Raw genomic sequence first — 15,895 nt, 5'->3', positions numbered from 1 at the left:
TTAAATCATGACGCAAACCTATAACGCTGATGCCATTGAGGTCCTCACCGGGCTTGAGCCGGTTCGCCGCCGCCCGGGGATGTACACCGATACAACGCGCCCAAACCACCTGGGCCAGGAAGTTATTGATAACAGTGTGGACGAAGCGCTGGCGGGCCATGCCAAACGCGTTGACGTCATCCTGCATGCCGATCAGTCGCTGGAAGTTATCGACGACGGGCGCGGCATGCCGGTGGACATCCACCCGGAAGAGGGCGTGCCTGCCGTTGAGCTGATCCTGTGTCGTCTGCACGCGGGCGGTAAGTTCTCCAACAAAAACTACCAGTTCTCCGGCGGTTTGCACGGCGTGGGGATCTCCGTGGTTAACGCCCTGTCCAAACGGGTGGAAGTGAACGTCCGTCGCGACGGTCAGGTCTATAACATCGCGTTTGAAAACGGCGAAAAGGTGCAGGATTTGCAGGTTGTCGGCACGTGCGGCAAACGCAACACCGGTACCAGCGTCCACTTCTGGCCAGACGAAAGCTTCTTCGACAGCCCGCGTTTTTCCGTTTCTCGCCTGACGCACCTGCTGAAAGCGAAAGCGGTGCTGTGTCCGGGCGTAGAAATCACCTTTACCGATCACGTCAACAACACCGAGCAGACCTGGTGCTACGCCGATGGTCTTAATGACTATCTGTGCGAAGCGGTAAACGGCCTGCCGACGCTGCCGGAAAAACCGTTCGTCGGTAACTTTAGCGGTGACACTGAAGCGGTGGACTGGGCGCTGCTGTGGCTGCCGGAAGGCGGCGAGCTGCTGACGGAAAGCTACGTCAATCTGATTCCAACCATGCTCGGCGGTACGCACGTCAACGGCCTGCGTCAGGGCCTGCTGGATGCGATGCGCGAGTTCTGCGAATACCGCAACATTCTGCCGCGCGGCGTGAAGCTGTCGGCGGAAGATATCTGGGATCGCTGCGCCTACGTGCTCTCCGTGAAGATGCAGGATCCGCAGTTTGCCGGCCAGACCAAAGAGCGTCTGTCGTCACGTCAGTGTGCGGCGTTCGTCTCCGGCGTGGTGAAAGATGCTTTTACCCTGTGGCTGAACCAGAACGTTCAGGCGGCAGAGATGCTGGCTGAAATGGCGATTTCCAGCGCCCAGCGCCGTCTGCGTGCGGCGAAGAAAGTGGTACGTAAAAAGCTGACCAGCGGCCCTGCGCTGCCGGGCAAGCTGGCGGACTGTACCGCACAGGACCTCAACCGTACCGAGCTGTTCCTCGTGGAAGGGGACTCGGCGGGCGGGTCGGCCAAGCAGGCGCGCGATCGTGAATATCAGGCGATCATGCCGCTTAAGGGTAAGATCCTGAACACCTGGGAAGTCTCTTCAGATGAAGTGCTGGCTTCGCAGGAAGTGCATGATATTTCCGTAGCGATCGGTATCGATCCTGACAGCGACGATCTGAGCCAGCTGCGTTACGGCAAGATCTGTATCCTCGCGGATGCGGACTCCGATGGTCTGCACATTGCCACGCTGCTGTGCGCGCTTTTCGTGAAGCACTTCCGCACGCTGGTGAAAAACGGTCACGTCCACGTCGCGCTGCCGCCGCTGTACCGTATCGACCTCGGCAAAGAGGTTTATTACGCACTGACGGAAGAAGAGAAGGCGGGCGTGCTGGAACAGCTGAAGCGTAAGAAGGGCAAGCCTAACGTCCAGCGCTTTAAAGGGCTGGGTGAGATGAACCCGATGCAGCTGCGTGAAACGACGCTGGATCCGAATACGCGCCGTCTGGTGCAGCTGACCATCAGCGACGAAGACGAACAGCAAACGAATGCCATGATGGATATGCTCCTTGCCAAGAAACGTTCGGAAGACCGACGTAACTGGCTGCAGGAGAAGGGTGATATGGCGGATATTGAGGCCTGATGCCCTCACCCTAACCCTCTCCCACAGGGAGAGGGAATGGATCGTAGGCCCGGTAAGCGTGAGCGCCACCGGGCTTTTTTACATCAAAACTCCATCTTCACCGTAAACTGCACTTCACGCGGATCGCCGATTTGGTTGCCCAGATTATTGGTCGCGATAGATGACGTGTAGTAGGTCTTATCAAACAGGTTCTTCACGTTGACCTGCAGCGTCACCGGATACTGCAGCTTCATCTTGTACGCCGCAAACGCATCCGCCACGAAATAGCCCGGCAGATAATAATCCGCACCGTTGGTCGCTGAGCGACGGCTCACGCCATGTCCGCCGCCGCCGAGGGTCAGCGTATTCCCGGCAAACGCATTATGAATATCGTAGGTCAGGAACAGGGAACCGGTATGGCGTGGTACGTTTGGCAGCGGTTTACCCGCATAGTCCGGGTCTTCCAGCACTTTCGCGTCGGTATAGCCGTAGCTGGCGATAATGTTGGTGTTCTCCGTCAGCGACCCGGCGAGATCCACCTCTACGCCCTGAGAACGCACGCGGCCCGCGGTTTTGGCGATGGTTTCGCCCCCGATGCTTTCGGTATACAGCACGTTGCGTTTGTGAATATCAAACAGCGCGATGTTGGCAGTAACCCCGTCGAACAGGTCGAACTTTGCGCCCACTTCGTAGGCATTCGACGTTTCCGGCGGCAGGTCGCCAATATAGCTCGCAATGGACGACTGCGGCATAAACGTCTGGGAGTAGTTAGCAAACAGCGAAACGGACGGCGTGAGTTTGTAAACCAGCCCCAGCTTTGGCGTCCACTGTTCGTCGCGACTGTCGGTGTTAACGTTGAAAGGACGGCCTTTACCGGCGTACTGGGTGTAATACTGATAGCGCATCCCGGCGACGGCGATCCATTTATCGGTCAGGTACAGGGCATCCTGCGCGTAGGCAGAGTAACTCTCCTGCTTCAGCGTCTGGTCGCTGTCAGCGGCGGAGACGGTTGTACACTTGTCGAGTTTGCCGTAAACCGGATGGTAAATATTGAAACCTTTGACGTTCTTACAGCGCATCATGTCCGTACGCAGCAGATCGTAATTTTCATACGACACGCCGGTCAGGATCTCATTGTAAAAGCCCGCGATATCCACGTTGCCCTGCAAATCCGCGCGGGTGCTGTGCATGCGCTGGGTTGAGCCCTGGGTCGCATCCACGCGACGGGTGAGGTTACCGGTTTTGGCATCGTAGGCCATTACGCGGGCCTGATTATCGCTGTATTTATCCTGGCTGTAGCTGTAGTCGAACTTCGCGGTCCACTGGCTATTAAGGCGGTATTCCGCGTTAAGCTGAGCGAGATCGGACTGCCCGTCAGTGATGTTAAACGGCTCGTCAAAACGGGTATTGCGATCGACGTTCACCGGCTGTTTGGTGTTGAGGTCGAAGATCGTGCCGCGATCGAACGGCGTTTTATAGTCGCGGTGGGAATAGAGCACGGTCACCGTGGCATCATCGCCAAACCAGGTCAGGGAGGGGGCGATAAAGGTGCTGCGTTCGTTACCGAAATTGCGCCAGTAGTCCTCGTCCTGGTACTCCCCCGTCAGGCGGTACGCCAGACGGGTCCCGTCAATCGGGCCGGTCACGTCAACCTGTCCGGTGCCGCCGCCAAAGCTGGAGGAGGTGGCAGAAATTGCGCCGCCGAAGGTCTTCTCCGGGCGTTTAGTGACGACATTAATCAGGCCGCCCGGATCGAGAATGCCATAAAGCGTTGAGGCCGGGCCTTTCAGCACCTCCACGCGTTCGGTAGCGGCGTTGAAGCTACGCGGCAGGACGGTACGCAGACCGTTGGTCATGATCGAGCCGTCGCGGTTCGCGCCAAATCCACGGCGCACAAAGGCATCCTGCGTACCGCCCAGGGTGTTGGTCTGAACCACGTTGCTGACGTTATACAGCGCTTCATCGAGCGTGGTAGCGTGCTGATCCGCAAGCACTTTATCGCTGACGGTATTCACCACCTGCGGGATATCCAGCATGGGCATGGTGGTCAGCGTCGCGGTGGAGGTGTTCAGCGGCTGGTAGCCGTTGGTGGCCTCCGCCACGGCAGTGGGATCGGCGATAACGGTAAGTGTTTCGCCGTCTTTAGCCGTATTAGCGTCTGCGGCCTGTACCAGCGGTGCGATAAACAGCAGAGAAAAGAGCGCGCGCCCTTTTACCCCAGAGAGTGAAGGTGTGAACGTAGCCATTACATCTGTTATCCCGAAATATCCGTGAATCACCTTCACGGAAGAATGTGTGAGTCATTGCCCTTAATGGTCTGCTCGTTAGCCAGAACCGGCATCGAACATGTAATTGAGAATCATTCAACCATGCAGAAATGTAGTAGTAAATGAAAAAAGGTAAAAATTGGCTACACAGGCGAAACGTGACGGAAATACAAAAGATTAACCATTTAATTGATTGAAAAATAGATACTTATTTGTGTTTTGTGTCGCGTGTAAATGCCCCGTTACCCCTGGTTTTTCAAGGGTATTTCTTCACTTGACTACTACATGACGCGGCGGCAAACTCTCAAAAGAGAATGATTTTTATTTATATTTATTGCTGTTTTTCATTACGTTGGCATTCACGTGGCTCACAACACCCAAAAACCGGGACTGGTTCTGGAGAATCTTTCTGCCGGTTACCAGAAAAAAATCATCGTTGATGATATCTCCCTTGCGATCCCGCAGCAGAAAATAACCGTTCTGGTGGGCGCGAACGGCTGCGGAAAATCGACGCTGCTGAGTACGATTGCGCGCTTACTCCAGCCGCTGGGCGGCGCGGCCGTTCTCGACGGCAAGGCAATCCACGCGCAGCCGACGAAAGCGGTCGCCCGCCAGCTTGGCATCCTGCCGCAGTCGCCGCTGCTGCCGGAAGGGTTAACCGTTTTCGAGCTGGTCTCGCGCGGGCGTTTTCCGTGGCAGAATTTTATGCGCCAGTGGAGCGACGAAGACGAGCGGGCGGTGGAAGAGGCGCTGCGCCTGACCGGCACGGCGGAGTTTGCCCATAGGCCTGTCGAGAGCCTGTCCGGCGGCCAGCGCCAGCGCTGCTGGATCGCCATGGCGCTGGCACAGCAAACGCCGTATATCCTGCTGGATGAACCGACAACCTTCCTCGATCTCCGCTATCAGGTGGAAATCCTCGAACTGCTGCATACGCTGACCCGCGCGCATGGACGTACCGTGATAGTGGTGCTGCACGACCTTAACTTCGCCGTGAACTATGGTGATTCACTGGTCTTTTTACGCCAGGGAAAAGTGGAGGGCGTGTTACATGAGGGCGACGTCTGCACGCCGGCGTTGATTAAAGCGGTATTTGATGTCGACGTGCATATGTCCATCAATCCGCTGACCGGCAAACCGTTCTTTATGCCGTTCCGCCAGGTCACGGAACAGCCATGATGCGCACCTCTCTGGCTTTCCTGCTTTTCACCTTGCTGCTGGCGATGGGCGCGATTGCGCATCTGGGTATCGGTGCGCGTTTTATCGCCCCGAAGACGGTGGTGGAGGCCTTCTTCCATTTCGACCCGCGCAATTTCGACCATAACATCATTATCAAACTGCGGCTGCTGCGTCTCTGCGGCGCGATGGTGACAGGTGCTGCCCTCGGCGTCGCGGGCGTGCTGCTGCAATCCGTGATCCGCAACCCGCTCGGCGAACCGCATATTCTGGGGCTCAATGCCGGGGCGGCACTGGCGGTGGTACTGACGAGCGCGCTTGGGCTCACGCTGCCGTTTGGACGCCCACTGATTGCCGCCGCTGGCGCCGCTGCGCTGTTTCTGCTGGTGCTGATGTTCTCCTCGTCCGGCCGCGCCGGACTCACGCCGATGAAGGTGACCCTGTGCGGCGTGGCGATGTCGGCGTTTGCCGCGTCGATTACCGCCACGGTGCTCATACTGGATGAACAGACGCTGCTCGCCATGCGGACCTGGCTGGCGGGAGATTTAGCAGGGCTTAGCGGTGAAACGATCGCCGCTGCCCTGTGGGTGGCGGCCATGGGGGTTGTGTTGGCGCTCGGGTTATCGCCCTCGCTCAATATGCTGGCGATGGGCGACAGGATGGCGCAGGGGCTGGGCGTGTCGCTGCTGAAAACCCGCCTGCTCGCTCTGCTTTCTATCGCGCTGCTCTGCGGGGCGGCGGTCTCCCTCGCCGGGCCGATTGGCTTTATCGGCCTTGTGGTGCCGCAGCTCATTCGCCGTGTGGTGTCGGTCGATCTGCGCGTGATGGTGCCGCTCTCTGCCCTGTGTGGCGCGCTGGTTCTGCTGCTGGCGGACATTGCTGCCCGCACGCTGTTTACGCCCTGGGAGCTGGCAACCGGCATCATGACTGCCCTGGTCGGCGCGCCCGTCTTTATCTTCATGGCTGCAAGGATGTTCAAATGAACCGGGCTGGATTGCGTGCGTTACGCGTGGGGGCTTTCTCGGCGCTGGTTCGTCCAAAAGCGCTGGTGTGCCTGGCCGTCCTGACGCTGGCGGCCTGCTTGCTAACCGCTTTTGGCCTGACGCACGGCTCGCTTCCCGTCCCCGCATCCGCCATTGGGCGGGCGCTGTTTTATCCCGAAAGCCTGACCCCAGAGACGCACTACATCGTGATGGATATCCGTCTGCCGCGCCTGCTGATGGCGGTACTGTGCGGCGCGATGCTCGGCATGGCTGGCGCGGCAATGCAGTCCATTACCCGCAATGGCCTGGCGGACCCGGGGCTTATCGGCGTGAAAGAGGGTTGTAGCGCGGCGGTACTGCTGCTGATTTTTCAGTTTCCGGCGCTGGGACTGGGATGGCGGCCGCCGGTCGGCATAGCCGGAGGCCTACTCACTGCGCTGCTGGTGGTGGCCCTGGCGCGTGATATTTCGCGTCCACGATTCATTCTGATCGGCATCGGCGTTTCATGGGCCTTCGCCGCGGCAATGGGCGTCTTTATGACCACGGCGGACGTGCGCGACGTGCAGACGGCGATGCTATGGCTGGCGGGAAGCCTGCACGCGGCAAACTGGACGCTGGTCAGCATTGCGGCGGCCTGGTCGCTTCCGGCATTTGCGCTGCTGTTATTAACCGCCCGCGCTGCCGACGTGGCGCTGCTCGGCAACCACGCGGCGGCGGGGCTGGGGGTGCGCACGAACCGACTGGCGCTGCTGCGCGTTCTCGCCCCGGTGGTGCTGACGGCGGCCTGCGTCTCCTGCGTGGGCAGTATTGGTTTTGTCGGGCTCATTGCGCCACATATGGCGCGCCTGCTGCTGCGCGGCGGGCAAACCGCGCTCCTGACGGGAAGCGCGGTGCTGGGCGCGTTGCTGGTGCTGCTGGCGGATAACGTCGGGCGGCTGGCATTCCTCCCGCTGCAGCTGCCTGCGGGCATTGTGATTTCACTGATTGGTGGACCCTTTTTCCTGCTGCTGCTCTGGCAGCGTCGGGACAGATTTTAGGAGACGATGATGCGCGTACTGTTTGCGATGCTGTTGCTGGTGGGCTTTGCGGTGAGTGCGGCCGAGCCGACCCAGACGTTTACGGACGATCTGAACCGGAAAGTGGTGGTACCGGTACATCCGAAACGGATCGTCTCGTTACACGATCTGGATATCACCATTCCACTGATTGAGCTTGGCGTACCGCCCGTGGCGAGCCATGGCCGCACGCGACCGGACGGTAGCCACTTTCTGCGGTCCAGCGGCATGTTGACCGGCGTCGACTTCGATAATTCCGACATCAAATTTATCGGCACTGCCGATATCGACATTGAGGCCATCGCCGCGGCAAAACCGGACCTGATCATTACCGAGCCGACCCGCAACACGCCGGTGGAGCAGCTGGAAAAGATAGCCCCGACGGTGAGTATCGATCATCTCGACGGCGGCGCGCCGGAGATCTACCGCAAACTGGCGCAGCTGACGGGCACGCAGGCGCGGCTCAAGGTTCTTGAACGCCGCTATCAGGAACAAATCAAGGCGCTGAAGGCGACTATCGACACACGCAAAATCACCGTGTCGGTGATTCAGGCTAATCAGGGGAAAATCAACGCCATGCACAGCTACCATTCGCTGGGGCGCGTCCTGCGTGATGCCGGGTTTACCTTCCCGCCGCTGATTGAGTCCATCCCGGAGGGCGGGCGGATTGACGTCAGTGCTGAACGGCTGCCGGAGCTGGATGCTGATTTCGTTTTCGCTACCTGGCGCGGGGATACGGGCGGCAAACCGCAGGATGAGCTGGCAGCGATGGATGCGGTCATGCCCGGCTGGTGCCAGTTCCTGAATGCCTGCCGAACCGGCCACTACGTACTGATCTCGCGCGAAGAGGCCATCTCGAACTCGTTCGCCTCGTTAGGGCTCATGGCCGCGCAGGTGCAGTCGCAGATTGCCGGACGTCCTTTGCCGGAGGCGTCACGATGAGCCGAAAAGTCGATGTTTTCGGCGACCGCCTCCGCTCGCGGGCGCACCAGCTTACGCCGCGGCTGCTGCTGGTGGCGCGCTATATCAATGAAAATCGTGAAGCGGTGATGGAACAGACGGCGATGGAGATCGCGACGCTGCTTAAAACGTCGGATGCTACCGTCGTCCGCGCCATCCAGGCACTCGGTTTTGGTGGATTGCGCGATCTCAAGCAGACGCTGGAGCAGTGGTTTGGTCCGGTGGTGACCTCCAGCGAAAAGATCTCCACCACGGTGAATACGCTTACCAGCGACGTCAATGCGAGCATTGATTTCGTGCTGGAGGGGCACCAGCATACCTGTAACGTCTTGTCTGAACCCCACAACCGCCTCGCAATGGCGCAGGCGGTCTCACTGCTGGCTCAGGCGAGGCAGGTTGCCCTGTTTGGTATTGGCGCGTCCGGGATTCTGGCCGAATACACCGCCAGATTGTTCAGCCGGATGGGACTCCCCGCCATGCCGCTCAACCGTACCGGGATAGGGCTTGCGGAACAGTTGATTGGGCTCCAGCGCGGCGATGTGCTGATCATGATGGCGCAAAAATCTGCGCATCGGGAAGGACAAACTACGCTGCGCGAAGCGAAACGCCTGGGGATCCCCACCGTTTTGCTGACCAATGCCACCGACTCGCAATTCAGTAAAGAGGCCAGCGTGGTGATCCACGTCCCGCGTGGCGGAGAGAAGGGTAAAATCCCGCTTCATGGCACGGTGCTGCTGTGTCTGGAGATGATTGTTTTATCCGTTGCCTCCACCGAACCGCAGCGCACCATTAAGTCGATGAAGCGTATCAATGAGATGCATCGTGGGTTAAAGCCGGGGAAGAAAAGCGGTTAAAAACAGTCGGGGGTCCCCCCCGACTCGTGGATCACGCTTTAGGAATACGCAGCGTCTGGCCCGGATAGATTTTATCCGGGCTGGAGAGCATCGGGCGATTGGCCTCGAAAATCTTGTTGTACTGGTTGGCATCGCCATACACGGTTTTGGAGATGGCGCTCAGGGTATCGCCGGATTTTACCGTGTAGTAGGTGGCTTCATCTTTGGCATCGGTCGCGGTGATATTGTTCTCCACTTCGCTGACGCCCGCGATGTTCCCGACGGCGACCTGGATTTTCTCTTTCTGCTCCTGGGTCAGCCCGTCGCCCGTTACGCTGGCTTTGCCGTCGGTAACGTTAACCTGGACTTTGTCTGAACCGGGAATGTTGAGTTTCTTGAGGTGCTCGGTGATTTTGTCGCCCTGGCCTTTATGATCGGTCAGGTTATCCCACAGCTTTTCGCCTGCTTCTTTTACGAAGTTAAAAAGACCCATTCCATCCTCCTGTTAATCATGAAGTCAGAATAAGCATAGCAGTTGAGGTTTAAGGTGCTAAAAAAGCCCGGTGGCGCTAACGCTGACCGGGCCTACGGTTCAGGTTTTGTAGGCCGGGTACACGCAGTGCCACCCGGCAAATTCCACGAACTTAAACCCCTTGCTCCAGAATACGGATGTGGGTCTCCAGCACGTCACCTTTCACCGCATCGCTCCACGCTTTCATATGTGCGGTCTGCAAATGCGCTTCAAGATGGGCGACGGTTTCCCACTGCTCAACCATGATAATGGAGTCTGGCGCGGTGGCCTGGAAGCTTGCGTCGGTAGCGGCGTCCACCATCGGCGCGTAGCCGTGGCAGCCTTCTTCTTTCAGTACGGTTGGGATAATTTTCGCGAACTGATCCAGCACCGCCTGACGGTGATGTTGACCTGGACGAGTACGGATTTCTGCGATTACTGTAAGCATGGTTACTACTCCTTTAATTCCAGGCTACCAGTTAAGCAAAAATTTTCGCGAGATGCTTGCGATATTCTGCGATATAGCTCGGGACGTCCGGCATTTTAATCACGTCGTTGACGATAAAGGTCGGCAGCGGATCCATCCCCAGGAACTGGTTCGCCTTGTGGAACGGCAGATACGCGCCGTCGACACCCACGCCTTCAAAGAACTGATCTTTTTCGGTGAAGGCTTCCAGAGGAGCGTTCCAGGTCAGGGAAAGCATATATTTTTTGCCCTGAATCAGACCGCCGGAACCGTATTTTTTCGACGCGTCTGAACGGGTGCGGCCGTCGCTGGCATACAGTGAACCGTGACCTTCGGTGAAGACGTCGTCCATGTACTTTTTCACCGTCCACGGTGCGCCCATCCACCAGCCCGGCATCTGCCAAATCACCACGTCGGCCCACAGGAAGTTCTGCACTTCCGCCTTCACGTCATACTCGCTGTCCGCACGCACGACCTTAACATCATGCCCGGCGTCGCGCAGGAAACCATCCGCGACCTCGGTCAGGGTGTCATTCAGTTGGCCTTTAGAGTGCGCAAATTCTTTTGCGCCGTTGATAATCAAAATGTTGCTCATTATTTGTCCTCGTGACTGAGAGTATGCCGGGTATTCTACGCGCGAGGACGGAGCGGAAAAATGAGCAAAATGTGCAAAGTCTTTTGCGTTAAATGCAATAATCTTTTACCAGCTGACGTTCACTTCGAAGCCGCCTTCAGGGGCGTTGCCCAGCGCGACGTGCATCCCGTGCAGGGCGGCGATGCGTTTCACAATGGATAACCCCAGCCCGCTTCCGGTGGCATCCTGACCTGGCGGACGGTAAAACCGCTCGCCGAGACGCGCCAGCGCATCGGGGGAAATACCCGGGCCGTTGTCGCGCACGGTAAAGCGACGCGCATCCAGCGTCACATCCACCACGCTGCCGCGCGGACTGTAACGGGTGGCGTTATCCAGCAGGTTACGTACCAGCAGGCTCAGGAGCAGTTGCTGACCCGTGCGCGTAACCTCTGGCGCGTTAATGTTCAGACGAATATCAATGCCCGCCTGCTGCGCCGGAGGGTAGATATCCATTACCGCGGACTGCAGCAAATCGGCCATCGCTATCTGTTCTACACCGTCCAGGCTGTCCAGCGAGTCCAGACGCGACAGCGTGAGGAGCTGATCCACCAGGCGGGACGCGCGATCGATGCCCGCGTGCAGTTGCGTCAGCGCTTTTTCCTGCGCCTGCGGATCGTCCTGAGAGAGCTGCGCCACGTCGGTTTGCACCTTCAGCGCCGCCAGCGGGCTGCGTAATTCATGGGCGGCATCGGAGGTAAAGCGGCGCTCGCGGGTCATCATCTCCTGGGTACGCGCAAAGAGATGATTCAGCGAGTCGAGCAGGGGGCGCACTTCCGCCGGTACGCCCTGGGTGGGCAGGGCATCGGTGGCATCCGGCGAGCGCGCGCGCAGGGTCTGTGCCAGCTTTTTCAGCGGTTTCAGTTCCCGACTCAGCAGGACAATAAGCAACAGCAGCATTACCGGCAGCGCCACCAGCCAAGGCGTCAGCTGTGAGCTGACGACGTCGAGCGCCATATCCTGCCGGTACTCCCACTCCTGGCCGACCACCACGCGGTATTTCCCGTCTGGCGATGTCAGCCATAAAAAGCGCCATTCGTCGTTATCGTCCTGAAGCCGTCCGTCGTCAAAGCCGTCACGGCGATAGTGATACGGGATATCGCGGCCGTTTTCGCCGTCGTTCAGGATCATCGTGCCGTCTGAAGCGTAAATCGCAAAGGCCAGCGCATCGTCGTCAAGATGCCCGTGTTTGGCTTTTTTCGGCACCTCTCGCATGCGCGCTGGCGCATGAAGCTCGTCCAGTTCCATCGTCAGCAGTCGTTTGGCAAACAGCATCTGCTGCGTATCGAACAGCTTATCCAGCTTGTGGGTGGTCTGCTGCCAGGCCACCAGGCTGGCGGCGAACCATGCCGTCAGAGATAGGACTAAAAACAGCAGCGTCAGGCGCAGCTTCAGGCTCAATTTCATGCGTCACCCAGGGTATAACCGATGCCGTGTACGGTGCGGATAAAGTCGCTTCCGAGCTTGCGGCGTAAATGATGAACATGGACTTCGACAGCATTGCTGGAGACGTCATCGTCCCAGGTATAGAGTTTTTCCTCGATCAGCTTGCGCGGCAGTACCCGGCCTGCGTTACGCATTAACAGCTCCAGCAGCGCGAACTCTTTAGGCTTAAGCGTTAACGTTTCGCCATCCAGCGTGGCGATAAGGCTCGCTGGATCGAGCGTGACCTTGCCGTGGCGCAGTTCGCTGCGCGTCTGGCCGTGGCTGCGGCGCACCAGCGCTTCAAGGCGGGCAGCCACTTCGATCAGGGCAAAAGGCTTGCAGAGATAATCGTCCGCCCCGAGGCGCAGCCCTTCAACACGCTGGTTCAGCGCATCCCGCGCCGTCAGGATCAGTACCGGCTCGCTGTGTCCGCCTTCACGCCAGGCGCGCAGAATGTCCAGACCGTCAATTTCCGGCAGCGTCAGGTCCAGCACCACGGCATCATAGGGCGCGGAAGCGAGCGCGGCCTGCCCGGTTTTCCCCTCGGTAAACCAGTCCACGCTAAAGCCCAGTTTGCTTAAGCCCGCTTTGATGCCATCGCCGATGAGCTTGTCATCTTCTACCAGTAAAATGCGCATGTTCCCTCCTTGATGCCGCCAGTAAACCCTCTCTAAGCGGCTGGTGTACAGTAAAAATAAATAAATTTTCCCCTTAAGAAGTTGTTAAGGATTACCCTGTTTAATGGACTGCGAAACGACATTAAAGGGAGAGATTACGATGAAAAAATTCGCTGCAATTGCTGCCATCATGATGATGACCACCGCGCCGGTCTTTGCTGCTCAGGGCGGTTTTAGTGGCCCATCCGCCACGCCGGCCCAGACGCAAACTCAGCAGGGCGGTTTTGTCGATAACAACGCCAACCTCACCACCGCGGCTAAAGTGAAAGATCTGAAGGACGATGCCTGGGTGAAGCTGCGCGGGAACATTACCGAGCGCCTGTCCGATGACCGCTACACCTTCCGCGATGAGTCCGGTACCGTGGTGGTCGAAATTGACCACAAGCGCTGGAACGGCGTGACCGTGACCCCGCAGGATAAAGTGGAGCTGCAGGGTAAAGTCGATAAAGACTGGAACGAGTTTGAAATCGATGTGAAGCAGGTTATCAAGCTGAACAAATAACCCGAAAAGGGCCGCTCACCCGGCCCTTTTTCTTTGTGACTCAACTCGTCAGATAGGGTAGTATCTGCGGCAATATTGCCTGAAACCCATCGGTTTCTGAGTTGAGGAATCACACGTAATGAGCGATATGGCAGAGCGCCTCGCGCTACATGAATTCACGGAAAACGCCTACCTGAACTACTCCATGTACGTCATCATGGACAGGGCGTTGCCGTTTATCGGGGATGGCCTGAAGCCGGTTCAGCGCCGCATCGTCTATGCGATGTCCGAACTGGGGCTGAACGCCACCGCCAAGTTCAAGAAATCCGCCCGTACCGTCGGTGACGTGCTGGGTAAATACCATCCGCACGGCGACAGCGCCTGTTATGAAGCGATGGTCCTGATGGCGCAGCCGTTCTCTTATCGCTATCCGCTGGTGGATGGTCAGGGGAACTGGGGGGCACCGGACGATCCGAAATCCTTCGCGGCGATGCGTTATACCGAATCTCGTCTCTCTAAATATGCCGAAGTGCTGCTGGGCGAGCTGGGTCAGGGAACCGTTGACTGGGTGCCAAACTTCGACGGTACGATGCAGGAGCCGAAGATGCTGCCTGCGCGTCTGCCAAACATCCTGCTGAACGGTACCACCGGTATTGCGGTCGGTATGGCGACAGATATTCCGCCCCACAACCTGCGTGAAGTGGCGAAAGCCGCCATCACCCTGATTGAGCAGCCTAAAACGTCGCTCGACGAGCTGCTGGATATCGTTCAGGGGCCGGATTATCCGACTGAAGCGGAAATCATCACCTCGCGTGCGGAAATCCGCAAAATCTACCAGAACGGTCGCGGCTCCGTGCGCATGCGCGCGGTGTGGAATAAAGAAGACGGCGCTGTGGTGATCACCGCGCTGCCGCACCAGGTTTCCGGCGCGAAAGTGCTGGAGCAGATCGCCTCCCAGATGCGCAATAAAAAGCTGCCGATGGTGGACGACCTGCGCGACGAATCTGACCACGAGAACCCGACCCGTCTGGTGATCGTGCCGCGCTCCAACCGCGTGGACATGGAGCAGGTGATGAACCACCTGTTTGCCACCACCGATCTGGAAAAAAGCTACCGCATCAACCTGAACATGATCGGCCTTGACGGACGCCCGGCGGTGAAAAACCTGCTGGAGATCCTCTCCGAATGGCTAACGTTCCGTCGCGATACGGTCCGCCGTCGTCTTAACCATCGTCTGGAGAAAGTGCTGAAGCGCCTGCATATCCTCGAAGGTTTGCTGGTGGCGTTCCTCAATATCGACGAAGTCATTGAGATCATCCGTACCGAGGACGAGCCGAAGCCGGCCCTGATGTCGCGCTTTGGCATCAGCGAGACGCAGGCGGAAGCGATCCTCGAACTGAAACTGCGCCATCTCGCCAAACTGGAAGAGATGAAGATCCGCGGTGAACAGAACGAGCTGGAAAAAGAGCGCGATCAGCTGCAGGCGATCCTCGCGTCCGAGCGCAAGATGAATAACCTGCTGAAGAAAGAGCTGCAGGCGGATGCTGATGCCTTCGGCGACGATCGTCGTTCTCCGCTGCACGAGCGCGAAGAAGCGAAGGCAATGAACGAGCATGACATGCAGCCTTCCGAGCCGGTGACCATTGTGCTGTCGCAAAGCGGCTGGGTGCGCAGCGCCAAAGGCCATGATATCGACGCGCCGGGTCTCAGCTACAAAGCCGGAGACAGCTTTAAAGCGGCGGTGAAAGGCAAGAGTAACCAGCCGGTGGCGTTTATCGACTCCACCGGTCGCAGCTACGCCATCGACCCGATCACGCTGCCTTCCGCGCGCGGCCAGGGCGAACCGCTTACCGGTAAGCTGACGCTGCCGCCGGGGGCGACGGTTGATCATATGCTGATGGAGGCCGATGACCAGAAGCTGCTTATGGCGTCTGACGCGGGTTATGGCTTTATCTGTACCTTTAACGATCTTGTGTCGCGTAACCGTGCCGGTAAAGCGCTGATTAGCCTGCCGGACAACGCTCGCGTGATGACGCCGCTGGTGATCGAGAACGAAAGCGATATGCTGCTGGCAATCACCTCCGCCGGACGCATGCTGATGTTCCCGGTCAGCGACCTGCCGGAGCTGTCGAAAGGGAAGGGCAACAAGATCATCAACATCCCGTCGGCGGAAGCCGCGAAAGGTGAAGATGGTCTGGCGCACCTCTTCCTGCTGCCGCCGCAGAGCACGCTGACCATTCATGTTGGCAAGCGTAAGATCAAACTGCGCCCGGAAGAGCTGCAGAAAGTGGTGGGCGAACGCGGTCGTCGCGGTTCGCTGATGCGCGGCCTGCAGCGTATCGACCGTGTGGAGATAGATTCACCGGCGCGCAGCAGCGCGGGTGACAGCGAAGAGTAGTCTCGTGATATCCCCCTCCGTCCGGAGGGGGAAGTTCAATAAAATTTCCCGTAAAATCGTTGTTAATTCGTGCGTTGCGATTAACAATACGCGCTCGTAATAAAGTCCTTACCTGGCCACAGGTGAAGTATAATTGTCAGCTGTTGGGGCTTCAGA

General features: G+C 58.3%; 14 protein-coding genes. 8 read left to right on the top strand and 6 right to left on the bottom strand.

The window, feature by feature from the left end; translation table 11 throughout:
- The first annotated feature begins 7 nt into the window (after nucleotides 1-7).
- Nucleotides 8-1,900: a DNA topoisomerase IV subunit B gene (parE, locus tag ABFI50_RS05690; protein WP_014885256.1), complete on the top strand. Its 1,893-nt coding sequence runs from the start codon at nucleotides 8-10 to the stop codon at nucleotides 1,898-1,900.
- Between the two features lie 83 nt (nucleotides 1,901-1,983).
- Here parE and ABFI50_RS05685 read toward each other — a convergent pair whose 3' ends face one another.
- Nucleotides 1,984-4,125 (bottom strand): TonB-dependent siderophore receptor, encoded by a 2,142-nt coding sequence (locus tag ABFI50_RS05685; protein ID WP_014885255.1) that lies wholly within the window; start codon nucleotides 4,123-4,125, stop codon nucleotides 1,984-1,986.
- A 384-nt stretch (nucleotides 4,126-4,509) separates the two neighbouring features.
- On the opposite strand from ABFI50_RS05685, the gene ABFI50_RS05680 reads away from it, so the two are divergent.
- Genes ABFI50_RS05680 through ABFI50_RS05660 form a run of 5 tightly spaced genes read left to right on the top strand, consistent with a single transcriptional unit; the run spans nucleotide 4,510 to nucleotide 9,171 of the window.
- Nucleotides 4,510-5,322: an ABC transporter ATP-binding protein gene (locus ABFI50_RS05680; RefSeq protein ID WP_059373182.1), complete on the top strand. Its 813-nt coding sequence runs from the start codon at nucleotides 4,510-4,512 to the stop codon at nucleotides 5,320-5,322.
- Complete coding sequence (locus ABFI50_RS05675; RefSeq protein WP_063434078.1) at nucleotides 5,319-6,302, top strand: iron ABC transporter permease; 984 nt, start codon at nucleotides 5,319-5,321, stop codon at nucleotides 6,300-6,302. The genes ABFI50_RS05680 and ABFI50_RS05675 overlap by 4 nt, the downstream gene beginning before the upstream one ends.
- A complete protein-coding gene (locus ABFI50_RS05670; RefSeq protein WP_063614112.1) occupies nucleotides 6,299-7,339 on the top strand; it encodes an iron ABC transporter permease in 1,041 nt (346 codons plus the stop codon). The genes ABFI50_RS05675 and ABFI50_RS05670 overlap by 4 nt, the downstream gene beginning before the upstream one ends.
- Nucleotides 7,340-7,348: 9 nt before the next feature.
- Nucleotides 7,349-8,299, top strand: coding sequence for an iron-siderophore ABC transporter substrate-binding protein (locus ABFI50_RS05665; protein WP_045134850.1), 951 nt, complete (start codon nucleotides 7,349-7,351; stop codon nucleotides 8,297-8,299).
- Nucleotides 8,296-9,171 carry a MurR/RpiR family transcriptional regulator gene (locus tag ABFI50_RS05660; RefSeq protein WP_088127287.1) on the top strand — a complete coding sequence of 292 codons (876 nt, stop codon included), beginning with the start codon at nucleotides 8,296-8,298 and terminating at the stop codon, nucleotides 9,169-9,171. Before ABFI50_RS05665 ends, ABFI50_RS05660 begins: the two co-directional genes overlap by 4 nt.
- 31 nt (nucleotides 9,172-9,202) lie before the next feature.
- On the opposite strand, the gene lysM is transcribed toward ABFI50_RS05660, so the two are convergent.
- From lysM to qseB, 5 genes are all read right to left on the bottom strand, one after another.
- A complete protein-coding gene (gene lysM, locus ABFI50_RS05655; RefSeq protein WP_014885249.1) occupies nucleotides 9,203-9,643 on the bottom strand; it encodes a peptidoglycan-binding protein LysM in 441 nt (146 codons plus the stop codon).
- A gap of 151 nt (nucleotides 9,644-9,794) precedes the next feature.
- Nucleotides 9,795-10,109 (bottom strand): putative quinol monooxygenase, encoded by a 315-nt coding sequence (locus ABFI50_RS05650; protein WP_008502984.1) that lies wholly within the window; start codon nucleotides 10,107-10,109, stop codon nucleotides 9,795-9,797.
- A gap of 31 nt (nucleotides 10,110-10,140) precedes the next feature.
- Nucleotides 10,141-10,722, bottom strand: a complete 582-nt coding sequence (locus ABFI50_RS05645; RefSeq protein ID WP_014885247.1) for an NAD(P)H-dependent oxidoreductase — start codon at nucleotides 10,720-10,722, stop codon at nucleotides 10,141-10,143.
- Between the two features lie 105 nt (nucleotides 10,723-10,827).
- Nucleotides 10,828-12,165, bottom strand: a complete 1,338-nt coding sequence (qseC, locus tag ABFI50_RS05640) for a quorum sensing histidine kinase QseC (protein WP_014885246.1) — start codon at nucleotides 12,163-12,165, stop codon at nucleotides 10,828-10,830.
- On the bottom strand, nucleotides 12,162-12,821 hold the full coding sequence (gene qseB, locus ABFI50_RS05635; protein ID WP_014885245.1) for a quorum sensing response regulator transcription factor QseB: 660 nt from the start codon (nucleotides 12,819-12,821) through the stop codon (nucleotides 12,162-12,164). Before qseB ends, qseC begins: the two co-directional genes overlap by 4 nt.
- A 139-nt stretch (nucleotides 12,822-12,960) precedes the next feature.
- On the opposite strand from qseB, the gene ABFI50_RS05630 reads away from it, so the two are divergent.
- Entirely contained in the window at nucleotides 12,961-13,362 is a 402-nt protein-coding gene (locus ABFI50_RS05630; protein ID WP_014885244.1) for a YgiW/YdeI family stress tolerance OB fold protein, read from the top strand.
- Between the two features lie 118 nt (nucleotides 13,363-13,480).
- Nucleotides 13,481-15,739: a DNA topoisomerase IV subunit A gene (parC, locus tag ABFI50_RS05625; protein WP_014885243.1), complete on the top strand. Its 2,259-nt coding sequence runs from the start codon at nucleotides 13,481-13,483 to the stop codon at nucleotides 15,737-15,739.
- The last annotated feature ends 156 nt before the right edge of the window (nucleotides 15,740-15,895 follow it).

This window comes from Enterobacter sp. HNDS-6 (genome assembly GCF_039850505.1).
Classification (GTDB): Bacteria; Pseudomonadota; Gammaproteobacteria; order Enterobacterales; family Enterobacteriaceae; genus Enterobacter; species Enterobacter kobei.
The sequence above is the reverse complement of the archived record's forward strand: the minus strand, read 5'-3'. Positions and strand labels throughout refer to the sequence as shown.

Coding starts and splice junctions, on each gene's coding strand:
- parE (WP_014885256.1), top strand. CDS start 8: ATGACGCAAACCTATAACGCTGATGCCATTGAGGTCCTCACCGGGCTT.
- qseC (WP_014885246.1), bottom strand. CDS start 12,165: ATGAAATTGAGCCTGAAGCTGCGCCTGACGCTGCTGTTTTTAGTCCTA.
- ABFI50_RS05630 (WP_014885244.1), top strand. CDS start 12,961: ATGAAAAAATTCGCTGCAATTGCTGCCATCATGATGATGACCACCGCG.
- parC (WP_014885243.1), top strand. CDS start 13,481: ATGAGCGATATGGCAGAGCGCCTCGCGCTACATGAATTCACGGAAAAC.
- ABFI50_RS05675 (WP_063434078.1), top strand. CDS start 5,319: ATGATGCGCACCTCTCTGGCTTTCCTGCTTTTCACCTTGCTGCTGGCG.
- ABFI50_RS05665 (WP_045134850.1), top strand. CDS start 7,349: ATGCGCGTACTGTTTGCGATGCTGTTGCTGGTGGGCTTTGCGGTGAGT.
- ABFI50_RS05670 (WP_063614112.1), top strand. CDS start 6,299: ATGAACCGGGCTGGATTGCGTGCGTTACGCGTGGGGGCTTTCTCGGCG.
- ABFI50_RS05645 (WP_014885247.1), bottom strand. CDS start 10,722: ATGAGCAACATTTTGATTATCAACGGCGCAAAAGAATTTGCGCACTCT.
- lysM (WP_014885249.1), bottom strand. CDS start 9,643: ATGGGTCTTTTTAACTTCGTAAAAGAAGCAGGCGAAAAGCTGTGGGAT.
- ABFI50_RS05685 (WP_014885255.1), bottom strand. CDS start 4,125: ATGGCTACGTTCACACCTTCACTCTCTGGGGTAAAAGGGCGCGCGCTC.
- ABFI50_RS05660 (WP_088127287.1), top strand. CDS start 8,296: ATGAGCCGAAAAGTCGATGTTTTCGGCGACCGCCTCCGCTCGCGGGCG.
- ABFI50_RS05650 (WP_008502984.1), bottom strand. CDS start 10,109: ATGCTTACAGTAATCGCAGAAATCCGTACTCGTCCAGGTCAACATCAC.
- qseB (WP_014885245.1), bottom strand. CDS start 12,821: ATGCGCATTTTACTGGTAGAAGATGACAAGCTCATCGGCGATGGCATC.